Consider the following 20,797-nt stretch of genomic DNA (forward strand, 5'->3'; position numbering starts at 1 on the left):
TTGTAGGGCCTTTGCGGACACATTGGTTGCTGATAGGTTAATCCGGCCAAGTGAGGACGAGGCCGCCAATGTCAGAGCCCGAGACCAGCGGGATCCATCCCAGCCAGCCGCGCCCGGTGCGGCTGCGCGATGCGCTGTTGCGGGCGCGGATCGAGGCTGCCGACCGGACCGGCGTCGTCGTCGATTTGCGCGATGCCGAGGTGGCACGGCTCGAGATCCTCAACGATTCGCTCGATCCTCTGTTCGCGCAGGTGCCTGACAAGATCGACCTGTTCGACCGCGGTATCAGCCAGGGCGATACGCCCAGGCTCTGGATCGACGTCGTCGCGCACATCGTGATGGGGCGCGACAAGCGGATGTACCGCTTCGTGCAGGACACCCGCTTCGGCCGCATCGTGCTCGCTGAATCGCACGACACCGCTGTCATCGTCGAGGCCGTGACCGATTACGTCGCGCGCCGCATGATCGAGCGCGAGCATGCGATGGTCGTCCCGCCCGAGCCGAAGCCCGAGGTCGCGCAGCCGCAGCGCCGCTCGCGCCTCTGGCCATTCGTGCTGGGGTTCGTGCTCGGTGCCGCCGCACTGTTCGGGGTTGCCGTGCTCGCGGCCCTGCGGAGCTGGTGAGGCGTCGTCATTCCGGGGCGCGCGAAGCGCGAACCCGGAATCCATTTATCAGCACGTATCGCGGCCCGATGGATTCCGGGTTCATGCTTCGCATGCCCCGGAATGACAGCGGTCTAAATCAACTTCACATGCTTGATCTGCCCGATCTGAAGTCCAGCCCCCAGGCTCCGCACCGTCTGCTCGCAACGCCAGCTGGCGTTGTCCTTCTCGATCGTGAACAGATTGTAGGCCGCAGCCGGGGTGTGCCCGTGCGCGAGCGCGGAGGCCGATGGCACGCCGATTGCGGGAATGTTGCCGTTGGGGCCTTCGAACCACATCGTCGAATGAATGTGGTCGTGCCCGTGCAGGATCAGTTCGACGCCGTGGCGTTTCAAGAGCGTCAGCAGCTCGGCCGAGTCGATCATCCGCTTGTGGCGCGCGCCGGACTTCAGTGGATGATGCACCAGCAGCACGCGAAAGACGTCCTCGGCTGCGAACCGCTCGAGCATCTCTTCGAGCGACGCGAGCTGATCGCGTCCGAGCGCGCCTGTCGCCATCAACGGCAAGGTGGGCACCGCCGTGGACAGGCTGATCAGCGCGAGCGGCCCGCGCCGGCGCAGGCTCGGAAAGCCGATACGGCCATCGTCACCCGCAAGATAGGGCGCGAAGGTTTCGCCGAAGCGATGAAAGGTGGCGCGGACATAAGCGTCGTGATTGCCGGGAATCGTGGTGACGCGGTCGGGCGGACCGAGGCCGTCGAGCCAGGCGCGCGCCGGCGCGAATTCCGCCTCCAGCGCCAGATTGACGAGATCGCCTGTGACCGCGATGTGGTCGGGACCTTGCGCCTTCATGTCGGCGACGAGTGCGTCGAGCACCTCGCGGCGCTGATACTTGTGACGGTTGCGCGTCCAGTTGACGTAGCCGAACGCGCGCTTGCCGGCGAGCTCGATCAGCCGCGGCTTCGGCAGCGGCGGCAGATGCGGGTCCGACAGATGGGCGAGCGTGAAGGGGGCCATTGGGGGCGATTGCCTCGCTATTCGCCCGCTGTAATGGCAAGGTCGCAGGCCAGGTGCAAGCGGGGCATCAAGGGAGCCCGATGGCGGATCGTCTGAACAGCGTCCGACGCAGATTCGAGCCGCTGCTGCGGCAAATCTTCCACGCCTATTTCCTGCTGGTCCGCGGCATGACGCTCGGCGTCCGCGCCGTGGTACTGGATGCCGACACCAGGGTGTTCCTGGTCAGGCACAGCTACGTCACGGGCTGGTATCTGCCCGGCGGCGGCGTCGATCTCGGCGAGACCATGGAGCAGGCGATGCGCCGCGAGCTCAAGGAGGAGGGCGATATCGATCTCACTGGCGATGCCGTGCTGCACGGCATCTTCCTCAACAGCCACGTCTCGCGCCGCGACCACGTCGCGGTCTACGTCGTCAGGCAGTTCAAGCAGGATCGCCTGCCCGCGCCCAACCACGAGATCGCCGAGTGCGGGTTCTTCGCGGTCACCGCGCTGCCCGAGGGGACCACGCCCGGCACGCGGTTGCGGATCGCGGAAGTCCTACACGACAGGCCGCGGATTGCGACGTGGCGATGATGGCTGCCTGTGCTAGTAAATCGCCGCACCTGCGGTGTCGGCGCATGGACGAGGGATGAAGATTGTCTGAATCGACGAGGTCATGGCCGTTTCGGGTCGCCGTGCTGGTGCCCTGCTACAATGAGGAAGCCGCCGTCGCGACGGTCGTTGCCGATTTCCGCAAGACACTGCCTGCGGCCGAGGTCTACCTGTACGACAACAACTCGACCGACCGTACCGCGGCGGTCGCGCGCGAGGCGGGAGCGATCGTGCGCAGCGAGCGGCGCCAGGGCAAAGGTCACGTCGTGCGCCGCATGTTCGCGGACATCGAGGCCGACATCTACGTGCTCGTCGATGGCGATGCGACCTACGACGCGCCGAGCGCGTCGCGCATGATCGACGAGCTCCTCGACGAGCATCTGGATATGGTTGTCGGTCTGCGTGTCGATCAATCGCAAGCGGCCTACCGGCGCGGTCATCGCATCGGCAATCGGCTGTTCACCGGTTTCCTGGCATCGACCTTCGGCCACGCCTTCAAGGACATCCTGTCCGGTTACCGCGTGTTCTCGCGCCGGTTCGTCAAATCCTTCCCGGTCCTGTCCGGTGGCTTCGAGATCGAGACCGAGTTCGCGGTCTATGCGCTGGAATTGTCGCTGCCGGTCGCCGAGGTCGAGACGCCCTATTACGCGCGCCCGGAAGGCTCCTTCTCCAAGCTCGACACCTGGCAGGACGGGTTGCGCATCTTCAACACGATGCTGAAGCTCAATCGGTCGGAGCGGCCGCTGCGCTTCTTTTCGGCGATCGGCATCGTGCTCGCGCTGCTGTCGATCGCTTTCGGGCTGCCCGTCGTGATCACCTTCCTCGAAACCGGCCTCGTCCCGCGCCTGCCGACCGCCGTGCTCTCCATGGGCCTGATGATCATGGCGCTGCTTTCGGCCTCGTCGGGGCTCGTGCTCGACACCGTGACGCGCGGGCGGCGGGAAATGAAGATGCTCGCCTACCTGTCCCAACCGCCGCTCTGGAGGACCTGAAATTGCCTCCGGGGCCGGGCGCAATCCCATGGACCGCTGCCCTCCAAGGTGATATCCCGCCGACGCGATGAACGATCTCTCCCTCACCATCCGGTCGGAAGCCGCCGGCGATGCTCAGGCGATCGAGCGGCTGCACGAACGCACCTTCGGACCCGGCCGCTTCGTGCTCAGCGCGTACCGAATCCGCGAGCATGTGGATCATGTGCTCGATCTATCCTTCACCGCCCGCGTCGGTACGTTGCTGGTCGGATCCGTACGGCAGTTGCCGATTTGCGTCGGCGACACGCCGGCACTGCTGCTCGGGCCCCTGACGGTCGAGCCTCCGTTCCGCAGCCGCGGCGTCGGCCGGCTGCTGCTCGAGCGCGCACTGACGGATGCGAAGGCGCAGGGCCATCGCCTGGTGCTGCTGGTCGGCGACGAGCCCTATTACAGCCGCGTCGGCTTCAAGCAGGTCCCCAAGGGACGCGTCACCATGCCGGGCCCGGTAGATTACAGCCGGCTCCTCGTCATCGAGCTGGTCGAGGGCGCGTTCGAAGGCGTATCGGGACCGGTCGGTCCGGACTGGAGCAAGACGCGCACCTGACGCCATCGCTTCGAAGCTCACATGAAGGTAGGGCAGTGCCGGTCGATCAGCAATATTACCGGGAAGTGGCGTCCGGGAGCACGGCGGAAAAGCTGCTGATCGCCGCGCGCGACCGCATCTTCCAGGATTTCATCGCCCGCATGCAGCCGTCTGCCTTGGACGAGATCCTGGATGTCGGCGTATCCGACGTGATCAACGACGGCGCGAACGTGCTGGAGCGAAGCTACCCGCATCAGCACAAGATCACGGCGTGCGGGCTCGGCGAAGGAATCGGGTTCAAGGCGGCTTTTCCGCTTTGCCGTTACGTGCAGATCGAACCGAATACACGGCTGCCGTTCAACGACAATGCGTTCGATGTCGCGACGTCCAATGCCGTGCTCGAGCATGCCGGTAGCCATGAAAATCAGGTGCTCCTGGTCGAGGAGCTTTGCCGCGTCGCGCGGCGGGTGTTCATCACCGTGCCCAATAGGTTCTTTCCGGTCGAGCACCACACCGCCATCCCGCTGGCGCATTATCTCGACGGCACCTTCAGGATCGCCTGCAGGATCGCCGGCAAGTCGGAATGGACCGACGAGCAGAACCTGATCCTGATGACGCGAAAACGGCTGCTGGGGCTCGCCGCCAAGTCCTCCGCCCCTAAGTCCGCGGCCGTGGGCTACACCGGTTTGTCGCTCGGCCCGCTATCGTCCAATCTCTATCTTGCATTCCGCTAAAGCAGCGCCGCCTCCGTCGCATCATGATCCCCGATGAAGAAGATCCACACCAGCAAAGCCGTCTTCGCCGTGTTGTTTCTCGCGGTGCTGATCGGCCATTTCTGGACCATGATGCGATGGAATGAGGCGCGCGGCGTCTATGACGACATCTGCTACCTCAGGCAGGCGCATCTGTTCCAGAGGTTCGGGCTGGTGGAGGGCTTCGACACCAACCTCGGCCGCGACGACGATGGCTATCAGAAAGCGAAGCTGAAGGAGATCGGCTACCCGGACTGGAACGATACGACCGCGGCGCCCTGTCACAATCTGATGCCGGCCACGGGGAAGGTCGTCATTCAATATCCGCCGGGTGTCGGCCTCGTGTTGGCGCTGTTTCCGCCAGGTCACCAGGTCGTGCCCATGTACATGCTGGCGACCATTATCGTGCTCGGCTTTGCGCTATTTGCGCTTTCTCTCGCGCGCAGCATGCGGTCGGTCCTGATGGCCGGGACGTTCGGCTGCCTTGCGATCTACCAGATGGTCAATCCGGTCAAGGCGAGCTATTCGATGGCCCCGACCGTCGTCGTCTGCGCGCTCGCGGGATGTCTCACGGCGCGATGGCTGGCGAGCCCGCGATCTCAACCGAGGATCTGGCCGCTGGCGCCGATCGGCTTCCTGCTCGGACTGACCGTTGATTTCCGGTTGGCCAATCTCTTCCTGGCGTCCGGCTATGGCCTGTTTCTCCTCGTCGCGTTCCTTGCGGAACGGACGTTGTCCCGGTTCTTGCAGGGGCTCGTGTTCGGCCTCGCATTGCTGGCCGGCGTGATCCCGACCATCGTCTCTTACGCCGTCAACGCCGGCAGTCCGTTCGCGTCGACCTACGGCAACAACCCCGATGTCAGGCCGCTGGATTTTTCGTTCGCGGTGGTCCGGGACTATCTCGCCGACCCGCTCCAGACCTTGCTGATCGTCATCGGAGTTGCAGGCTCGATCTGGCTGTTGCGGCAGGCGAACGGCACTCGCCGCGTCGCGCTGCTCACGATGGCCAATCTGGCGCTCAACCTCGCCTTCTTCTTCACCTATCCGATCGCGACGCCATACTACACGATCCCCATTTCTCTCCTGACATTGTGGACCCTGCTGTTCGCCGTGCTGTTTCGGGAGGCGGCAGAGGCTTCCCCCGATGCAGCCGCTCTAGCCGAACCGCGATGAGCTCCGGCTAGCTATCGCGCTTTCAGAACTTGAAGTTCGCGAACGCCCGCACGCCGATGCCAGGCATCAACACCTCGTCCTTGGTGTAGGACACCGAGTTGCGGATGTTTTCGTTCAACAGATTGTTGCCGACGAGGCCGACCAGCATCTCGCGCGCGCCGAATGCATTCGGGTTGAGCTTGGTCTTGTAGCTGACCTCCGCCTTCAGCAAATTGTAGCCTGCCGTCGGAGTCTCCGCGATCACGGCGACATTGTTCTGCGCGAACGCGTGCAACAGGTTGACGCGCATCAGCCAGTTGTCGTCGCGCCAGAACACGCCGCCACCCAGCCGCACCGGCGGAATCCGCGGCACGTTGGTGCCGTCGCTGAAGGTGGCGCGGACCACGTCGAGCTGGTTCTCGATGCCCCAGATGCCGCCCTGGAACGCGCCGATATCGAGCTGCGACTGGAATTCGCCGCCGCGGAAGTTGGCATTGCGCTGTGAGTAGACCGCCTGGTTCAGCTCGGCGCCGGGCGCACCGCAGGAGGCAAAGTCGCCGTCGCACATCACGCCGGTGAGGCGGCGATAGATGAAATTGTCGAAGTGCGTGTAATAGGCGGTCGCCTCGAACCGGAGCGGTCCGGCCGCCTTGCGCACGCCGATTTCGACCGACTTCGCGGTCTCGATGGTGAGGTTCGGATTGCCGATGTCGAAGGTCGCGGTCGCATCGTGGCCACCGCGCGAGAACAACTCGGCCGGCTTCGGCGCACGCTCGACATATTGCGCGGTGATGCTGCCGACCATGCCGCCCGGCAGGTCCTGCAACAGGCCGATGCTGCCGCTCTTCGGCGTGAACGACGGATTGCGGACGATGCTCGTTTGCGGCGTCCCGTCGGGCAGGAAGTCTGCCGGGAAATCGGGCGTCGACCCGTGCAGTTCGACATGTTCGATCCGGCCCGCGATCTGCGCCCTGGTCTGTTCGCTGAACTTGAACTCGTTGAAGACGTAGCCGGCGACGCGGTAGTTTCGGTTCGGGTCCCACAACCCGTTGAACAGCGCGCCGGGATCATCCGGGCTTGGCGCCGTCAGTTCCTGGTGGCCCGCCTGGAAGCCGAACGCCGTCGTCACCTCGGCGAAGCGCGCGTTGAACGGCATCAGCTGCACCTCGGTGCGAAGCTCCTGCTCCTTGTTGGTGAAGGTCTGCCGCACGCCGTCGGTGGTGGGATCGGCCGGATCGGCAAGGCCGATCTCGTTGTGCCGGTAGTCGGTCGCGCCGGCCCAGAAGCGGACGGCGTCGATTGCGGCCGCGTCGGGGTGGTACTCGCCCTTGACGGTGATCTTGGTCTGGTGGCCGTCGATCCGGGTGTTGTGGTCGGCGCCGTCGATGCCGGGGATGTGGTAGAGCGAGTCGTTCTGCGTGATCGCCGCGCCGACATAGCCGCCCTGGAAGAAATAGGAGCCGCCGATCGAGGCGCCGTCCGAGCGCGTTGCGGAGTTCGGCTGGCGGCCGTTGGCGACGGAGCGTGTCTGGTCGTTCAGATAGGGATAGCTCGGGATGCTGTAGTCGGTGGTGTTGCGCCCGTAGACGTCGGCATGGAAGGCAAAATTGCCGCCGCCGGTGTCGAGCAGCACGCCGCTTTCGACGCCGCGGTCGACCGAGCTGAAGGCGCTGCGCGTCTCGGCGGTGACGCAAGGCGATGTCGCGGCGCTCGCGAGCGGCGCCTTGGCCGGCATGCCGTAAGCCTGGAACGACGGAGCGCAGTTCGGCAGCGTGTCGGGAATCCGGTTGTTGGTGGCGCTGACCACGCCGCCGATCGAGGTCGAGCCGTAGCGCAGCGCAGCCGGCCCGCGCACCACCTCGACCTGGTTGGTCGCGAGCGGATCGATCGGGACGAAGTGATCCTCGCCGAGATCGGAGGCGCCGCCGGCATTGGTGCCGTTCTCGACGATGCCGACGCGGTTGACGTCGAGCCCCCGGATGATCGGCCGGCTGGAAGCGCCCGGCGCGAAGCTCGAGCCGGTGATGCCGGGTTTCGAAAACAGGAGATCGCCGAGCTGGCCGCCGCCCTCGCGGCGGATCTCCTCGTTCGGCACCACCGTGACGGTCGCGAACTGGTTGGTCACGATAGGCAGCACGCCCTGCTGGGGTGCGGCCGGCGTGGAGGCTGCCGGCGTGGCGTCCGTGGTGCGCTCGGGGCTGCGCGCCCGCGCGGTTCGCGTAGGGCGGCCGGGGTTGCGGGTCGGCACCACCGCCCTGCGTACGATGGGGCTCGGAGCCGTCACGGTGACGGCGGGGATCTCGGTCGATGACTTATCCTCGGCCAGCGCCGAGGTGGCGACGCCGATCAGGAGCAGGCTTGCTCCGCCAAGGCGCTGCGTGCGCCGCAATTTGAATGACATGGTCCTGATTCCAGTCAGGCGCCGTCCGCATGTTGGTCTGCTGATCGGAGGCGGCCTGCCGTCGCTGCGCGACGGAATTCGACTTCAACTGCTCCCGGGCACGCGCCTGAAAGCGGCGAGCCGAGCGTGATCAAGCGTTGTTGGAAGTCAGGACGCGGGAGGTGCGCGCGGTTGGAATGCCGTGCCGGCCGATTTCAGATGGACGAATTCGGCGTCGGTGGTGCGGTAGAGCAGGTCGATCGCCTGCGGCAGCAACAACACCGGCGGCGCCGCGAACATGACGGTGCCGGCCATCGCGACCAATGCGCAGATCGCGCAATTGTCCTCACCCGGCTGCTCCCTGTGGGGGCCAGCGGGAGATTGCTTCTCGACCGCGGCGCGGTCGATCGAAGTGGGAGCTTGGTTGCTGTCGGTCTGCTGAAGCGAGGACTGAGCGAGGGGAGCGGCCTGGGCGAACCAATGGCTGTGGCCGAACGTCAGCGCGAACTGCACCAGCATCGCGAAGATCGCGAGCCGGGCGCCGTGCTTGATATTCGACCGGAACCACTTCATCCGAAAACGCCACCCCCACATCGCGAGGCATCATCCCCTGATCCCGCGATGTTATAATGTAACATCGCCCGATCGGTCAGCGGATGTCAACCGCTGTCGAGCCGACCCGAGCGGGCCGGCTCCTCGCCGTGTCGTGCGGGCAACTGAAAGATCTAGGCTGAGGACCTATCGAATGGCTTACGGGAACGGCGATTGATTGACTCAGTGCCAGCGCGAGGAGGCGGCATCAGAGCTTTTTGCTCTGGAGCCAGGTGCGGATAGCCTCGATGTGTTCTGCCTTGCGCTCCAGCGGCAGCCAATGCCCTGCGGGCAGGCTCGTCACGGTCAGGTCCGGGCAGGCGGCCCGCATCGGGTCACCTTGGCGATTTCCGGTGATGCTGCAGATCTGATCAAAGTCGCCGTTAACGAACAGCACCGGCTGCGACAGGCGGCCGCCACTGGGTGCCTTGCGCGCATAGGCGATGTTGGCGTCGTCGTTCAGGTACCACACGCAGGATGGGCGGAAGCCATGAGTCTTGAACGTCTGCACCAGCACGTCGAAGTCCGCCGGCGGCCAGAGAGCCGGATCAGGCTCAGTCGGCGGGGCGCGGTGCGCGGCGCCAAAGCGCCCTCCATTGCGCGTGACCATCGCATTCGGCGAAACCTTGCCGATGCCGGCGGGGTCGCCTGGCCGAAAGATCGACGCCAGCGATGCTGCCAAATCTGCATCGAGGTCGGCGACCGCCGCCTCGAAGTGCGTGGTGTAGTAACGGTAGTAATCCCATTGGCCGTCCGGATATTGGTCAACCGGATAAATCGTTCGGTCGACCAGCGGGACGACAGTGCGCAGGGCGTGCCCGTCGGGCTGATACGCCAACGAGGTCAGCGCTACTCCGCGGCTGCGCTTTGGCTGATGCGCGACCAACTCACCGACCACAACACAGCCCCAGTCGTGGCCAACCCAGATCGCAGGCTTGCCGCCGAGGTGATCATGAAGTTCGGCCATGTCCATCACGATTTCCTCGATGGTATAGGCGTCGTTGGCTGCAGGGGTGGAAGAGCCGCCGTAGCCGCGCAGATCGGGAGCGACGCAGTGCCAACCGTCGACGGCAAACGCGCCCATCTGCGCGCGCCACATCAAGCTGATGCTCGGCCAGCCATGGACGAAGATCATCAACGGTCCGTCGGCCGGCCCGCACGCGATGTAGCGCGTTGTCTGACGAGGCGAGCTGAACGTGCGCTGGTGAAGTGTGTCTGTCATGGTCGAGTAACTCCGCTTCTCATCGAACGCTCGCGCTGTTTGGGTGCTGCGAAGGCTCCGTCGAGAACTGCTCTTGTCCGCGGGGAGCGATGCCTGGACAGGGACACGCCTGCCCAGGGCCGAGGAAGAACCGCCCCCAGATTTCACAACGCGCTACATTCGACCGAGTTCGGGGTCGAAGGCGCTATGGAGCTTCCGGCGAAGAAGTGACGATTGGATTATCCGACTAACGGGAAGCGAAGGGACGCGCGTAAGCCGCCTAGCGCCCTTCACGGACCCACGTCGCAGCAAACGCGCCGAGCAGCAGCAACAGGCCGATCAGGCCGGCAAAGATCGGCAGCACGCCGACGCCCTTCACGACGCTGGCGTCGCGCATCCGCACGCCCATCCAGCCGTCACCATGGAAGACGCTCGCCGAGCGGACCGGCAGAATGCGCGGCAGCTCGACGCTGGCGCCGTCGACCACGCGCACGGCGTCACCGCCGGTCGCCTGGGTCAGCGGCTTCAACGTCTCAGTGGTGGAGGTGACTTCCGAAAACTCCTTCGGATTGGTCGGGCCGACATTGATCAGCGCCTTCAGCGTGCCGTCGGTGGCTTGCCACAGGCCGAGCTCGCTCGCCGGCAGGCTGGCGCGCCATTCGCCGGGATCGCCGGCTGCAAGCGTCAGGTCGCGCGACACGCCCGACGGCGAGATCACGCTCACCGGCTGAACGCTGTCCGCCATGGTCTGGCGCACCACCACGAGATTCTTGCCCTGCACCTGCAGGCGCAACGCTTCCTCATCCAGATCAGGTTGCTTCATCAGCCAGTGCGACATCCGCCGCAACAGATCGAGATGCGGGCCGCCGCCTTCGTAGCCGCGCGCCCACAGCCAGATATGGTCGGAGAGCAGCAGCGCCACGCGGCCCTCGCCGAAACGCGATAGGAACAGCAGCGGCTTGCCGTCGACGCCCGTCATGACGGGCGGGTTGACCGCATTGCGGGTCTCGACGGTGCGGAAGAAGCGGCTCCAGCGCGGCGGCTCGGAGGCGGAGCCCTCGAGGCCGCGCGTGACAGGATGGCGTTTGCCGACGTCGGACAGATGCGCGTAGAACGGCTTTTCCGTCACCCCGACCGGTTCGGCCGGCAGCACCGAATCCAGCGGCGTGCGCCAGATGCTGGTGTTGGACGCGTAATCGGGGCCGGCCGAGACCAGCACTGCGCCGCCGGACCGCACGTAGCGCGCGATGTTGTCGAAATAAGCGATCGGCAGCACGCCCTGGCGAGCATAGCGGTCGAAGATGATCAGCTGGAATTCGTTGATCTTCTGCTGGAACAGCTCGCGGGTCGGAAACGCGATCAGCGACAATTCGTTGATCGGCGTGCCGTCCTGCTTCTCCGGCGGCCGCAGAATGGTGAAGTGGACGAGATCGACGCTGGCGTCGGACTTGAGCAGGTTGCGCCAGGTGCGCTCGCCGGAATGCGGCTCACCCGAGACCAGCAGCACGCGCAGCTTGTCGCGCACACCGTCGATGGCGACCACGGCGCGGTTGTTCACCGGCGTCAATTCCCGCTCGAGCGGCGAGGCCTCGATCTCGACGATGTTCGGCCCGGAGTGCTTGATGTCGACCTCGACGCTTGCGGCCTGGCCGCTCGAAAGCGTGCGCTCGTTGATGACCTCGCCGTCCCTGCGGACCGTGACCTTGGCGCGCTCGCCGCTGACGCCCTGGTCGTCGAGGCGGTAGGTAATGGTCTGGGGCTGCCCGACGATGCCGAAGCGCGGCGCGGCGATGACCGCAATACGGCGGTCGCGCTCGTCCTTCTGCCCCGTGATCAGCGCGTGCACCGGCGCCTGGAAGCCGAGCCCGGCGGCGTTGGCCGGAATGTCGTGGACACGGCCGTCGGTGATCAGGAACGCACCGGCGACGCGGTCGACCGGCACGTCCGACAAGGCCGAGGCCAGCGCCCCGAACAGCTTGGTGCCGTCGGTCTCGCCGTCGGCCTGTCCGGCATCGACGACGCGGACCTCGAGCCCCTTGATCTTCTTCAGGCTGTCGACCAGCGCTTCCTGCGCCTGAGCGGCCTCGCGATTGCGATTGCCGAAATTCTGGCTCGGGCTCTTGTCGACGACGATTGCGGTGACCGAGGTGAGGGGATCGCGGTCCTCGCGGGTGAAGGAGGGATTGGCGAGCGCCAGCAGGAACAGCGCCAACGCGGCCACGCGCACGGCAGCGCCGCGCGCCCGCGCCAGCAGCAGCACGAGCGCGATGACGACGACCGCGGCCAGCGCGAGCCACAGGACAATCGTGGGAACCAGCGGCGTGAATGCGATGCCGTAATTCATATCGATCCTATTGCCCCAGCCGTTCGATCAGGGCCGGTGCGTGCACCTGGTCGGCCTTGTAGTTGCCGGTCAGCGTGTACATCACGATGTTGGCGCCGGCGCGGTAGGCGAATTCGCGCTGGCGGGGGTCGCCGCCGGTCACCGGCAGCATGGCCTGTCCGTCGGGCCGCACGGCCCAGGCGCCGGCAAGGTCGTTCGAGGTGATGATGATCGGTGAGACGCCGTCGCCGCCGCGTGCCGGCCGTTGCGCGCTGTCGTCGTCGTCTTCCCGCGGCAAGGTCTCGACCCAGGTCTGGCCGGTGGTGAAGCGGCCGGGGAAGTCGCGCAAGAGAAAGAAGGTCTTGGTCAGCACGTGCTCGCGCGGCACCGGCTCCAGCTCGGGCACGTCGAGCGAGGACAGGATCTCGCGGAGCGTCTGCATGGCGGGGGTCTGCGCGGCGCCGTTCGCGCCGGGCGGGGCTTCGACCGCATCGCGGGTGTCGAACAGCACGGTGCCGCCCTGCTTCATGTAGGCGTCGATCTTGTTGATGGCGTCCCGCGACGGCTTGGGCGCGCCCGGCACGATCGGCCAGTAGATCAGCGGGAAGAAGGCGAGCTCGTCGCGCGCCGGGTCGATGCCGACGGGATCGCCGGCCTCGAGCGCGGTGCGCTGCGCCAGGAACAGCGTCAATCCTGATAGTCCGGCCCTGACGATGGAATCGACATCGGCATTGCCGGTCACGACATAGGCGAGGCGGGTCTGCGACACCGCCTTCATCGCGAACTCGTCGGACGCGCTGTCTGCGTGTGACGGCGTCGGCACGAATGAGGCGAGGCCAGCGAGCACCAGTCCGAAGACGATCATCGCGGGCGCGGCGCGGCGGCGCAGCAGCGCGGCAAGGCCGCCGCCGAGCACCGCGACGATGATGGCGTCGACCAGGAACAGCGCAAGCGCCGTCGACAGCAGCCAGCCGCGCAAGTCCTGCGGCTCGGCATTGGTGTAGGTGGCGTGCCGGGCGCGCAGGCTCGCGGTGTTCAGCGCTGCGATACGGTCGGCGCTGGCAAGCGTGTTCACGGCGAGCGGTCCTTCTGCCGGACCATAGAAGCCCGGCGGATGATCGGGTGTGGCGCGGTCGCGATAATCCGCGGGCAGCGGCTTGGCGGCGGCCGGCGGCGGGCCGAAGGCGCCGAAGCCGTCGAGGATATGCAGCGGCGCCACCGTCTCGGCGGTCGCCTCAGTGGCAACGCCTGCGCCCGGCTTGGCGGTATAGCCGGACATGTCGACGACACGACGCAGGATTTCGACGAAGGTGCCCGACATGGGCAGATCCGACCAGCGCATGTCGGCGCTGACGTGGAACAGGCTGACGACGCCCTTGCCGCGATGCTCGCCCGTCACCAGCGGCGTGCCGTCTTCCAGCGAGGCCCAGCTCTTGGTGGCGAGCACGGCGTCGGGCTCGGCCAGCACCTGGCGGCTGATGGTGACGTCCTTGGGGACCACCACGCCGGCAAACGGACCATCGGCGGCAAAGGAGGCCAGATGTTGCGGCTTTTCCCAGGTCAGGCTGCCGCCGAGCGTCCGGCCGCCCTTGCGCAGCTTGACCGGGACGAGATCGTCCTCGGCCTGCGCCAGCCGCGGACCGGCGAACCGCACCAGCACGCCGCCCTGGTCGATCCAGGCATTGAGACGCTCGCGGATTTCAGGGGCGATGGTGCCGACATCGGCGAGGATGATCATCGGCAGCTTCTGGTCGAGGAACTGCGTGATGCCCTGCTGCGGCGAGCCCTTGTCGGCGAGCCGCACGTCAGCGAACGGCGCCAGCGCGCGGGTAAGATAGAAGGTCGGCGCCAGCAGCGGCTGCGCGGTCTCGCTGGTCGAGCCCGAGACGATGCCGATGGCGCGGCGGCGCCAGCGCTTGTCGAGCAGCTGCACTGCGCCTGCGGAGCGCTCACCGGCAATTTCCAGCCGCGTGATGTCATTGCGCAGCTCGACCGGCAGATCGAACGACGCTTCGGTTTCCTTGTCCTGCGGGCCGAACGAATAACGCGCTTCGCCGATCGGCGAGGCTTTCTGGTCCAGAGCGCGCACGGTGCCGATTGCGATGCCGCCGTCGGTGCGCAGCACCTTTACCGTCATTTTGGCGGCGGCGTTCTCGGCCGCGACCAGGGCCAGCGGCGACGAGGTGCCGCCTTCGAATACGGTCAGGCTGCGATCGCCGATGGTCTTGCCGAGGCCAGCCACGAATTCCTCGCCGCGACCGGTGTCGACGCTGTCGGAGAGCCAGGCGATCTCGCAGTCGCCGGTCGCTTTCAGGAAGCGATCGATTGCGGTCAGGGTCTCGACGCGCTCGATCGAATACGGCTTTGGCGTCAGCTGCCGCAACGCGACGCGCGCGGCGCCCGCCGGCATCAGGGTGATATCGCGGTTCGGCTCCGACAGCGGCACCAGCGCAATCGCGCGGCGGTCGTTCTCGGCACTGGCGATCAATTCGTCGGCGGCCCTGATCCTGATGTCCCAGTTGGACGCCGCGCTCCAGCCGTCGTCGAACATGATCATCAGCGGCGCCTTGCTGGCGGCGGCGCCTGTTTGCGGATTCCAGATCGGGCCGGCGGCGGCGAAAATGACCAGCGCCGCGGCCAGCAGCCGCAATGCGGTCAGCCACCACGGCGTCCGCGACGGCGTCTCTTCGCGCGGTGCGATGTCGAACAACAGGCGCGTCGGCGGAAACTCGATGCGGCGCGGCCGCGGCGGCATCACGCGCAGCAGCCACCACAGCACCGGCAGGCTGACGAGGCCGATCAGGAGCAGCGGTTCGGTGAAGGCGAGCGGCAGTCCCATCATGCTGCCGGCCCCGCCTTGATCGTGGTGGTGCGGGCGCCCGACTTGCTCACCTGCATGCCGGCATGGAGGAACAGCAGGAGCTCGGCGGCCGAGCGGTCGGTGGCGTGCGTCGTGAACAGCCAGTCGAGCTTGTTGGTCTCGGCGCGGATCTGGTCGCGGTGGAGCGCGAGCCGGGCGGTGTAATCCTGCGCCCAGCTCTCGGCGCGGCCGGCGGTGATCACGCCGAACCCTTCTGGCTCGACGAACTCGACGCGGCCGGAATAGGGGAATGATTCCTCGGCGGGATCGACGACCTGCACGAGCGTGCCATGCGCACCGGAGCCGGACAGGCCGCCGAGCGTGGTCCTGATCTCGGAGATCGGCGACCAGAAGTCCGACAGCACGATCGTCTCGGCCAGCGCCGCGGGCACGAAGGACGGCGGCAGGCTCAAGCGGTCGGCATCGTCATGCAGCATCGCCTGCGCCATCTTGTCGATGACGCTGCGGCTCGCGGTCGGTGCCATCAGCCCGGGAATGCCGACGCGTTCGCCGCCGGAGACGAGCAACTCGGCCAGCGCGAAGGCGACAATCAGCGTCCGCTCGAGCTTGGATTCGCGCGCCTGTTTTGAAGCGAAGGCCATTGAGGGCGAGCGGTCGGGCCAGATCCAGACCGTGTGCGAGGCTTCCCATTCGAGCTCGCGGACATAGAGCAGATCGTCGCGCGCCGATCGCCGCCAGTCGACGTTCTGCGACGGCTCGCCGGAGACGAAGCGGCGGTACTGCCAGAAATTTTCGCCGGAGCCGGCGCGACGGCGGCCGTGCAGGCCGTGAATGACGTTGGCGGCGATACGGCGGGCCTCGAGCACCAGGCGCGGCAAGGAAGCTGCGAGCGTGCGGCTTTCGCCATCGGCACGTCGGATCGCGATGATCTCCTTTGCTGCGTGCCCGTTCTCCGCCGCCATCAACCGATCCGTGTCTTCAGTTGCCGGATCACGTCCGGAATCGTGCGGCCTTCGGCACGCGCCTGGAACGTCAGCGCCATGCGGTGCTTCAGCACGGGCTCGGCGAGGTCGAGCACGTCGTCGATCGAAGGCGCGAGGCGTCCGTCGATCAGCGCGCGTGCGCGCACCGCGAGCATCAGCGATTGGCTGGCGCGCGGGCCCGGGCCCCAGGCGATGAATTTGCTGGTGTCGCCGCCGTCCGGACCCGGACGGGCCGCGCGCACCAGCGACAGGATCGCCTCGACCACGGAATCGCCGACCGGCAGGCGCCGGATCAGTCGCTGCGCGGTGATGAGTGCGTCAGGTGTCATCGTGCCCTTCGCCAGCGTCTCGTCGGCGCCGGTGGTTTCGAACAGGATGCGGCGCTCGGCGTCGCGGTCGGGATAGTCGACGTCGATCTCCATCAGGAAACGGTCGAGCTGGGCTTCAGGCAGCGGATAGGTGCCTTCCTGCTCCAGCGGATTTTGCGTGGCGAGCACGTGGAACGGCTTCGGCAGATCGTGACGCGCGCCGGCAACGGTGATGTGCTGCTCCTGCATCGCCTGCAGCAGCGCCGACTGCGTGCGCGGGCTGGCGCGGTTGATCTCGTCGGCCATCAGCAGTTGCGCGAATACGGGGCCGGAGATGAAGCGGAAGGCACGCTTGCCGGAGGTGCTCTCGTCGAGCACTTCGGCGCCGAGAATGTCCGACGGCATCAGATCGGGCGTGAACTGGATGCGCTTGGCATCGAGGCCGAGCGTGACGCCGAGCGTCTCGACCAGCTTGGTCTTGGCGAGGCCGGGGACGCCGATCAACAGCGCATGGCCGCCGGAGAGGATCGTGACCAGCGTGTTCTCGATCACGCGATCCTGACCGAAGATGACGGAGCCGATCGCCTCTTTCGCCGCGCGAATCTGGCTCGACACCTGCTCGGCCGAACGGACGATTCCGTCTTCGAGCTTCTCGACACTCTCCGCCATCCGTTAGCTCCTTCAGCCTGCCATGCAGCTCGCTTGCGTCGTCATGTCGTCACGTCCTCAACTCAAGACGTGGGCCCTATGCTAGACTTGCAGGAAGGCCATGTATTCGTTGAATTAACCTATCCCCACCTTATCGGCTTAGGGATATGTAGGGCATCACGAAGTGGCGACCTCCACACCGGATGAATCCGGGGTGGAACCGTGCACCGGCATACAACGTAGACTTACAATTCAGACTTGCACCGATCGTGCCAAATGACAAAGTCAGGGCAAACCATGGCGAACCAAGGGCAGAGCGCCGATCGCGGTCTCGAGGGGCTGACTGCCGCTGCCAAAACTGCTGCCGATGCCGAAGGTGCCAAAAAGGGCCTGCCTCCGGTGCATTTGTGGAATCCGCCATTCTGCGGCGATCTCGACATGCGAATCGCATCCGATGGTACTTGGTTCTATTTGGGGACGCCAATCGGCCGTCATGCCTTGGTTCGCCTGTTCTCGACCATCCTCAAGCGTGAAGGCGACAAGCATTTCCTCGTCACGCCGGTGGAGAAGGTCGGCATTCGCGTCGACGACGCGCCGTTCATGGCGGTCGAGATGCAGAAGGACGGCGAGGCCAACCATCGCGTGCTCCGCTTCCGCACCAATGTCGACGACTGGGTCACCTGCGATGCGGCGCACCGGCTGCGCTTCGAGCAGGCCAGAGACGGCGGGCTGACGCCCTATCTGCACGTCCGCGCCGAGCTCTGGGCCAAGGTCACCCGCGCGCTCTATTACGATCTTGTTGACATGGGTGAGGAGCGGATGGTCGATGGCCAGCCGATGTTCGGTGTCGAATCGGCCGGCGAATTCTTTGCCATGGCCGATGCGGAGCAGGTGAGGGCCGCGCTTTGAACAAGCCTATCTCCAGGAACGATCCCGCCGTGATCGGTGCGGCCGATTTCTTCGCCCGCTCCTCCGCGCGGCTCGGCTTCGACGTTCCGCCCGGTCTCTACGATCCCAACATCATTCCTGCCTCGGGCGATCCCGGTACCGACAAGATGCTCGAGATCATCGCGCGCGAGCAGCCGGTGCGGCCGGCGGCGGTCCTGATCGCGGTGGTCGATCATCCCGAGCCGACCATCCTCCTGACGCAGCGGTCGGCGCATCTGAACGACCATGCCGGCCAGATCGCCTTTCCCGGCGGCAAGATCGACGCGACCGACCGCTCGCCGCTCGATGCGGCGCTGCGCGAGGCCGAGGAGGAGGTCGGGCTGTCCAGAGACTTCGTCGAGCCGATCGGCTATCTCGATCTCTACGGCACCGGCTTCGGCTTCCGCATCCTGCCGACGGTTGCCAGGGTGCGCCCGGGTTTTGAGCTGACGATCAACCATTCCGAGGTTGATGATGCGTTCGAAGTGCCGCTATCCTTCCTGATGAACCCGGCCAACCACCAGGTGCACAGTAAAGAATTCCGCGGCATGGAGCGGTCCTACTACGCGATGCCGTTTGCCGAACGCTACATCTGGGGCGCGACGGCCGGCATGCTGCGTGTGCTCTACGAGCGGATCTATTCGTCATGATCCGGCCGATCCTGACCGAGATCGGAATCTTCCTCGTTCCCTTTGTCGTCTATGCGCTGTTCCTGGCCGCCACGCGTTCCGGCCTGTTCGTGCAATCGTCCTGGCCGACCACCATCGTCGCGCGTCTCATGCTGGCGGCGCTCGTGCTGGTGATCGCGGGGCTGATCGGCTTTGCGCATTACTCCGGCGCTGCGCCGGATTCGACCTATGTCCCCGCCCATGTCGAGAACGGCAAGCTCGTGCCGGGCGTGGAAAGATAGGGCCGGCCGATGAGCGCGGTGCCCATGCTCGCCGATGCGCCCTGGCTGATTTCGGGCGGGACCGCGCGCGTCCTGCAATTGCTCAACGCGGATGGCGAGGAGGCGCGGGTTGTCGGCGGCGCCGTGCGCAACGCGCTGCTCGGCCTCGTGCCCGGTGACATCGACATCGCAACCACGGCGCTCCCGCACGAGGTGATGCGGCGCGCCAAGAGCGCCGGCATCAAGGCCGTGCCGACCGGCATCGACCACGGCACGGTCACCCTCGTCATCGACAGCCAGCCTTACGAAGTCACGACGTTGCGCGAGGATACCGAGACGTTCGGCCGCAAGGCCAAGGTTGCGTTCGGCCGCGACTGGGTGAAGGACGCCGAGCGCCGCGACTTCACGATGAACGGCCTCTCGGTCGATGCTGACGGCGTCGTCCACGATTACGTCGAAGGCATCGCAGATGCGGCCGCGCGGCGCGTGCGCTTCATCGGCGATCCCGACCAGCGCATCGCCGAGGATTTCCTGCGCATTCTGCGCTTCTTCCGCATCCACGCCGCCTTTGGTGCCGGCGATCCCGACCGCGACGGCTATCTCGCCTGCATCCGCGGCCGCGCCGGACTTGCCAGCCTCTCGGCCGAGCGGCTGCGCATGGAGACGCTGAAGCTTCTGGTCGCTCCCGGTGCGTCCGCCGCCGCGCTTGCGATGGCCGATGGCGGATTGCTGCAGGCGTTGACCGGCGGCGTCGCCTATACCGGGCCGCTCTCGGCGATGATCGCGATCGAGCGCGAGCTTGGCCTCACCGCGAGCAGCACGCGGCGCCTCGCCGCGCTGACGGTCGCCGTGACCGAAGACGCCAAGCGCGTCGCCACGCGCCTGAGGCTCTCCAATGCGGAAACCAAGGCGCTGGATTCGATGGGGCATCGCTGGTGGCGCCTGGCCACCAAGGGCGAAGCCGATGCGCGGCGATTGCTCTACCGGCTCGGTGCAGAGCGCTATCACGATCGCGTGTTGCTGGGCTGGGCGCGAGCCGGCGGTGACGTCGGCTCGTCGCGATGGCGGGCGCTCGCCGAGCTGCCGCAGCGCTGGACTGCGCCGAAATTTCCGCTTCGCGCCGCCGACTTCATCGCGCGCGGCATGGCGGAAGGACCCGCGCTCGGACATGTGTTGACGCTCGCCGAGGACGCTTGGCTTGCGGCGGATTTTCCCCTAGAGCAAGCCGCACTCGCTTCCATCGCCGATCAAGCTGCGGCACGAATCAGCCGCGACGAGAGAACGTGACCATCGTCTCAGGCTTTGCCGACATCTCGATCTTTCAGCTCCTGCTGGTCGCGTTGATGGCGTTGTTTGCTTCGATCATCGGCGGTCTCGCCGGCTACGGCACCGGCGCCTTGATGCCGCTGGTGCTGGTCCCTCTCGTTGGCGCCGAGCCGGTGGTGCCGATCATCGCGATCTCCGCGATCTTCACCAATTCCAGCCGCGCGGTTGCCTATCTCCGCTATGCCGATCGCCGCCGCGCGCTGATCGTGCTGGCCTGCGCGGCACTGACGACCGCCCTTGGTGCCTACGGCTATACGCGGCTGACCAATGCCGGCGCGGCACTCGTGATCGGCTCCATGCTGATCCTGAGCGTGCCGCTGCGCCGTGTGCTCCGCCGCCGCCAGGTCAAGATCGGCGACACCGGTCTTGCGGCAGGCTCGGTCGGCTATGGCGCGCTGGTCGGCGGCACCTCCGGCTCCGGCGTGATCCTGCTGTCGCTGCTGATGGCCGCGGGCCTCGAGGGCGCCGCCGTGATCGCGACCGATGCAATGATCTCGCTCGGCACCGGCCTCATCAAGATCTCGGTGTTTGGACTGGCCGGCGCCGTGACCGCGCAGGTGCTCGCCTTTGCACTTCTGATCGGCGCGATTGCCATTCCCGGCGCGTTCCTGGCCAAGGCCTTTGTCGAGCGGATGCCGGTGCACATCCACACCGCGATCCTCGACGTCGCGGTGATCACGGGCGGGCTGGTGATGATTTCGGCAGCGGCGAGGCAGCTCATCTAACGCCGCCAG

19 protein-coding genes are annotated in these 20,797 nt (G+C 66.3%); 11 read left to right on the forward strand and 8 right to left on the reverse strand.

All coding sequences use genetic code 11. The features are described from left to right. The first annotated feature begins 68 nt into the window (after positions 1-68). The gene (locus ABIB91_RS29410; protein WP_219684479.1) at positions 69-623 is read left to right on the forward strand and encodes a hypothetical protein; all 555 of its coding nucleotides are present in this window, start codon (positions 69-71) and stop codon (positions 621-623) included. Positions 624-736: 113 nt separating this feature from the next. Here ABIB91_RS29410 and ABIB91_RS29415 read toward each other — a convergent pair whose 3' ends face one another. Further along, positions 737-1,618: a metallophosphoesterase family protein gene (locus ABIB91_RS29415; RefSeq protein ID WP_354169679.1), complete on the reverse strand. Its 882-nt coding sequence runs from the start codon at positions 1,616-1,618 to the stop codon at positions 737-739. 80 nt (positions 1,619-1,698) lie between these two features. Between ABIB91_RS29415 and ABIB91_RS29420 the strand changes: the two genes are divergently transcribed. The 5 genes from ABIB91_RS29420 (at position 1,699) to ABIB91_RS29440 (ending at position 5,687) form a co-directional block, all read left to right on the forward strand. Beyond that, complete coding sequence (locus tag ABIB91_RS29420) at positions 1,699-2,190, forward strand: NUDIX domain-containing protein (protein ID WP_219684481.1); 492 nt, start codon at positions 1,699-1,701, stop codon at positions 2,188-2,190. Between the two features lie 62 nt (positions 2,191-2,252). After that, positions 2,253-3,200: a glycosyltransferase family 2 protein gene (locus tag ABIB91_RS29425; protein WP_354169681.1), complete on the forward strand. Its 948-nt coding sequence runs from the start codon at positions 2,253-2,255 to the stop codon at positions 3,198-3,200. Between the two features lie 67 nt (positions 3,201-3,267). Then, positions 3,268-3,783 (forward strand): GNAT family N-acetyltransferase, encoded by a 516-nt coding sequence (locus tag ABIB91_RS29430; protein ID WP_007595102.1) that lies wholly within the window; start codon positions 3,268-3,270, stop codon positions 3,781-3,783. A 35-nt stretch (positions 3,784-3,818) separates the two neighbouring features. Then, the gene (locus tag ABIB91_RS29435) at positions 3,819-4,496 is read left to right on the forward strand and encodes a methyltransferase domain-containing protein (RefSeq protein ID WP_354169684.1); all 678 of its coding nucleotides are present in this window, start codon (positions 3,819-3,821) and stop codon (positions 4,494-4,496) included. Between the two features lie 33 nt (positions 4,497-4,529). Beyond that, positions 4,530-5,687 (forward strand): hypothetical protein, encoded by a 1,158-nt coding sequence (locus ABIB91_RS29440; RefSeq protein WP_354169686.1) that lies wholly within the window; start codon positions 4,530-4,532, stop codon positions 5,685-5,687. A 22-nt stretch (positions 5,688-5,709) separates the two neighbouring features. Here ABIB91_RS29440 and ABIB91_RS29445 read toward each other — a convergent pair whose 3' ends face one another. From ABIB91_RS29445 to ABIB91_RS29475, 7 genes are all read right to left on the reverse strand, one after another. Continuing rightward, positions 5,710-8,067, reverse strand: a complete 2,358-nt coding sequence (locus ABIB91_RS29445) for a TonB-dependent receptor (protein WP_354169688.1) — start codon at positions 8,065-8,067, stop codon at positions 5,710-5,712. Positions 8,068-8,214: 147 nt separating this feature from the next. Continuing rightward, positions 8,215-8,619, reverse strand: a complete 405-nt coding sequence (locus tag ABIB91_RS29450) for a DUF2946 domain-containing protein (protein ID WP_354169690.1) — start codon at positions 8,617-8,619, stop codon at positions 8,215-8,217. Positions 8,620-8,845: 226 nt separating this feature from the next. Continuing rightward, on the reverse strand, positions 8,846-9,859 hold the full coding sequence (locus ABIB91_RS29455; RefSeq protein WP_354169692.1) for an alpha/beta fold hydrolase: 1,014 nt from the start codon (positions 9,857-9,859) through the stop codon (positions 8,846-8,848). 259 nt (positions 9,860-10,118) lie between these two features. After that, a complete protein-coding gene (locus ABIB91_RS29460) occupies positions 10,119-12,182 on the reverse strand; it encodes a hypothetical protein (RefSeq protein ID WP_354169694.1) in 2,064 nt (687 codons plus the stop codon). A gap of 7 nt (positions 12,183-12,189) precedes the next feature. After that, positions 12,190-15,003, reverse strand: a complete 2,814-nt coding sequence (locus ABIB91_RS29465) for a DUF4159 domain-containing protein (protein ID WP_354169696.1) — start codon at positions 15,001-15,003, stop codon at positions 12,190-12,192. Next, positions 15,000-15,944 (reverse strand): DUF58 domain-containing protein, encoded by a 945-nt coding sequence (locus ABIB91_RS29470; RefSeq protein WP_007595084.1) that lies wholly within the window; start codon positions 15,942-15,944, stop codon positions 15,000-15,002. Before ABIB91_RS29470 ends, ABIB91_RS29465 begins: the two co-directional genes overlap by 4 nt. Then, the gene (locus tag ABIB91_RS29475) at positions 15,944-16,942 is read right to left on the reverse strand and encodes an AAA family ATPase (protein WP_354169699.1); all 999 of its coding nucleotides are present in this window, start codon (positions 16,940-16,942) and stop codon (positions 15,944-15,946) included. Before ABIB91_RS29475 ends, ABIB91_RS29470 begins: the two co-directional genes overlap by 1 nt. Positions 16,943-17,218: 276 nt before the next feature. On the opposite strand from ABIB91_RS29475, the gene ABIB91_RS29480 reads away from it, so the two are divergent. The 5 genes from ABIB91_RS29480 to ABIB91_RS29500 are packed head-to-tail and all read left to right on the forward strand — an operon-like array spanning position 17,219 to position 20,788. Then, the gene (locus ABIB91_RS29480; protein WP_219684492.1) at positions 17,219-17,830 is read left to right on the forward strand and encodes a DUF1285 domain-containing protein; all 612 of its coding nucleotides are present in this window, start codon (positions 17,219-17,221) and stop codon (positions 17,828-17,830) included. After that, on the forward strand, positions 17,827-18,498 hold the full coding sequence (locus ABIB91_RS29485) for a CoA pyrophosphatase (RefSeq protein ID WP_007595081.1): 672 nt from the start codon (positions 17,827-17,829) through the stop codon (positions 18,496-18,498). The genes ABIB91_RS29480 and ABIB91_RS29485 overlap by 4 nt, the downstream gene beginning before the upstream one ends. Beyond that, positions 18,495-18,758 carry a DUF6111 family protein gene (locus ABIB91_RS29490; RefSeq protein ID WP_354169702.1) on the forward strand — a complete coding sequence of 88 codons (264 nt, stop codon included), beginning with the start codon at positions 18,495-18,497 and terminating at the stop codon, positions 18,756-18,758. Before ABIB91_RS29485 ends, ABIB91_RS29490 begins: the two co-directional genes overlap by 4 nt. A 9-nt stretch (positions 18,759-18,767) precedes the next feature. Next, positions 18,768-20,024 (forward strand): CCA tRNA nucleotidyltransferase, encoded by a 1,257-nt coding sequence (locus ABIB91_RS29495; protein ID WP_354169704.1) that lies wholly within the window; start codon positions 18,768-18,770, stop codon positions 20,022-20,024. Next, a complete protein-coding gene (locus ABIB91_RS29500; protein WP_354169706.1) occupies positions 20,021-20,788 on the forward strand; it encodes a sulfite exporter TauE/SafE family protein in 768 nt (255 codons plus the stop codon). Before ABIB91_RS29495 ends, ABIB91_RS29500 begins: the two co-directional genes overlap by 4 nt. The last annotated feature ends 9 nt before the right edge of the window (positions 20,789-20,797 follow it).

This window comes from Bradyrhizobium sp. JR4.3, from assembly GCF_040547695.1.
Classification (GTDB): domain Bacteria; phylum Pseudomonadota; class Alphaproteobacteria; order Rhizobiales; family Xanthobacteraceae; genus Bradyrhizobium; species Bradyrhizobium canariense.

What these genes read in the sequence shown, in the direction of transcription:
- ABIB91_RS29410 (WP_219684479.1), top strand. Translation starts at nt 69, where the DNA reads ATGTCAGAGCCCGAGACCAGCGGGATCCATCCCAGCCAGCCGCGCCCG.
- ABIB91_RS29415 (WP_354169679.1), bottom strand. Translation starts at nt 1,618, where the DNA reads ATGGCCCCCTTCACGCTCGCCCATCTGTCGGACCCGCATCTGCCGCCG.
- ABIB91_RS29420 (WP_219684481.1), top strand. Translation starts at nt 1,699, where the DNA reads ATGGCGGATCGTCTGAACAGCGTCCGACGCAGATTCGAGCCGCTGCTG.
- ABIB91_RS29430 (WP_007595102.1), top strand. Translation starts at nt 3,268, where the DNA reads ATGAACGATCTCTCCCTCACCATCCGGTCGGAAGCCGCCGGCGATGCT.
- ABIB91_RS29440 (WP_354169686.1), top strand. Translation starts at nt 4,530, where the DNA reads ATGAAGAAGATCCACACCAGCAAAGCCGTCTTCGCCGTGTTGTTTCTC.
- ABIB91_RS29445 (WP_354169688.1), bottom strand. Translation starts at nt 8,067, where the DNA reads ATGTCATTCAAATTGCGGCGCACGCAGCGCCTTGGCGGAGCAAGCCTG.
- ABIB91_RS29450 (WP_354169690.1), bottom strand. Translation starts at nt 8,619, where the DNA reads ATGAAGTGGTTCCGGTCGAATATCAAGCACGGCGCCCGGCTCGCGATC.
- ABIB91_RS29455 (WP_354169692.1), bottom strand. Translation starts at nt 9,859, where the DNA reads ATGACAGACACACTTCACCAGCGCACGTTCAGCTCGCCTCGTCAGACA.
- ABIB91_RS29460 (WP_354169694.1), bottom strand. Translation starts at nt 12,182, where the DNA reads ATGAATTACGGCATCGCATTCACGCCGCTGGTTCCCACGATTGTCCTG.
- ABIB91_RS29465 (WP_354169696.1), bottom strand. Translation starts at nt 15,003, where the DNA reads ATGATGGGACTGCCGCTCGCCTTCACCGAACCGCTGCTCCTGATCGGC.
- ABIB91_RS29470 (WP_007595084.1), bottom strand. Translation starts at nt 15,944, where the DNA reads ATGGCGGCGGAGAACGGGCACGCAGCAAAGGAGATCATCGCGATCCGA.
- ABIB91_RS29475 (WP_354169699.1), bottom strand. Translation starts at nt 16,942, where the DNA reads ATGGCGGAGAGTGTCGAGAAGCTCGAAGACGGAATCGTCCGTTCGGCC.
- ABIB91_RS29480 (WP_219684492.1), top strand. Translation starts at nt 17,219, where the DNA reads ATGGCGAACCAAGGGCAGAGCGCCGATCGCGGTCTCGAGGGGCTGACT.
- ABIB91_RS29490 (WP_354169702.1), top strand. Translation starts at nt 18,495, where the DNA reads ATGATCCGGCCGATCCTGACCGAGATCGGAATCTTCCTCGTTCCCTTT.
- ABIB91_RS29495 (WP_354169704.1), top strand. Translation starts at nt 18,768, where the DNA reads ATGAGCGCGGTGCCCATGCTCGCCGATGCGCCCTGGCTGATTTCGGGC.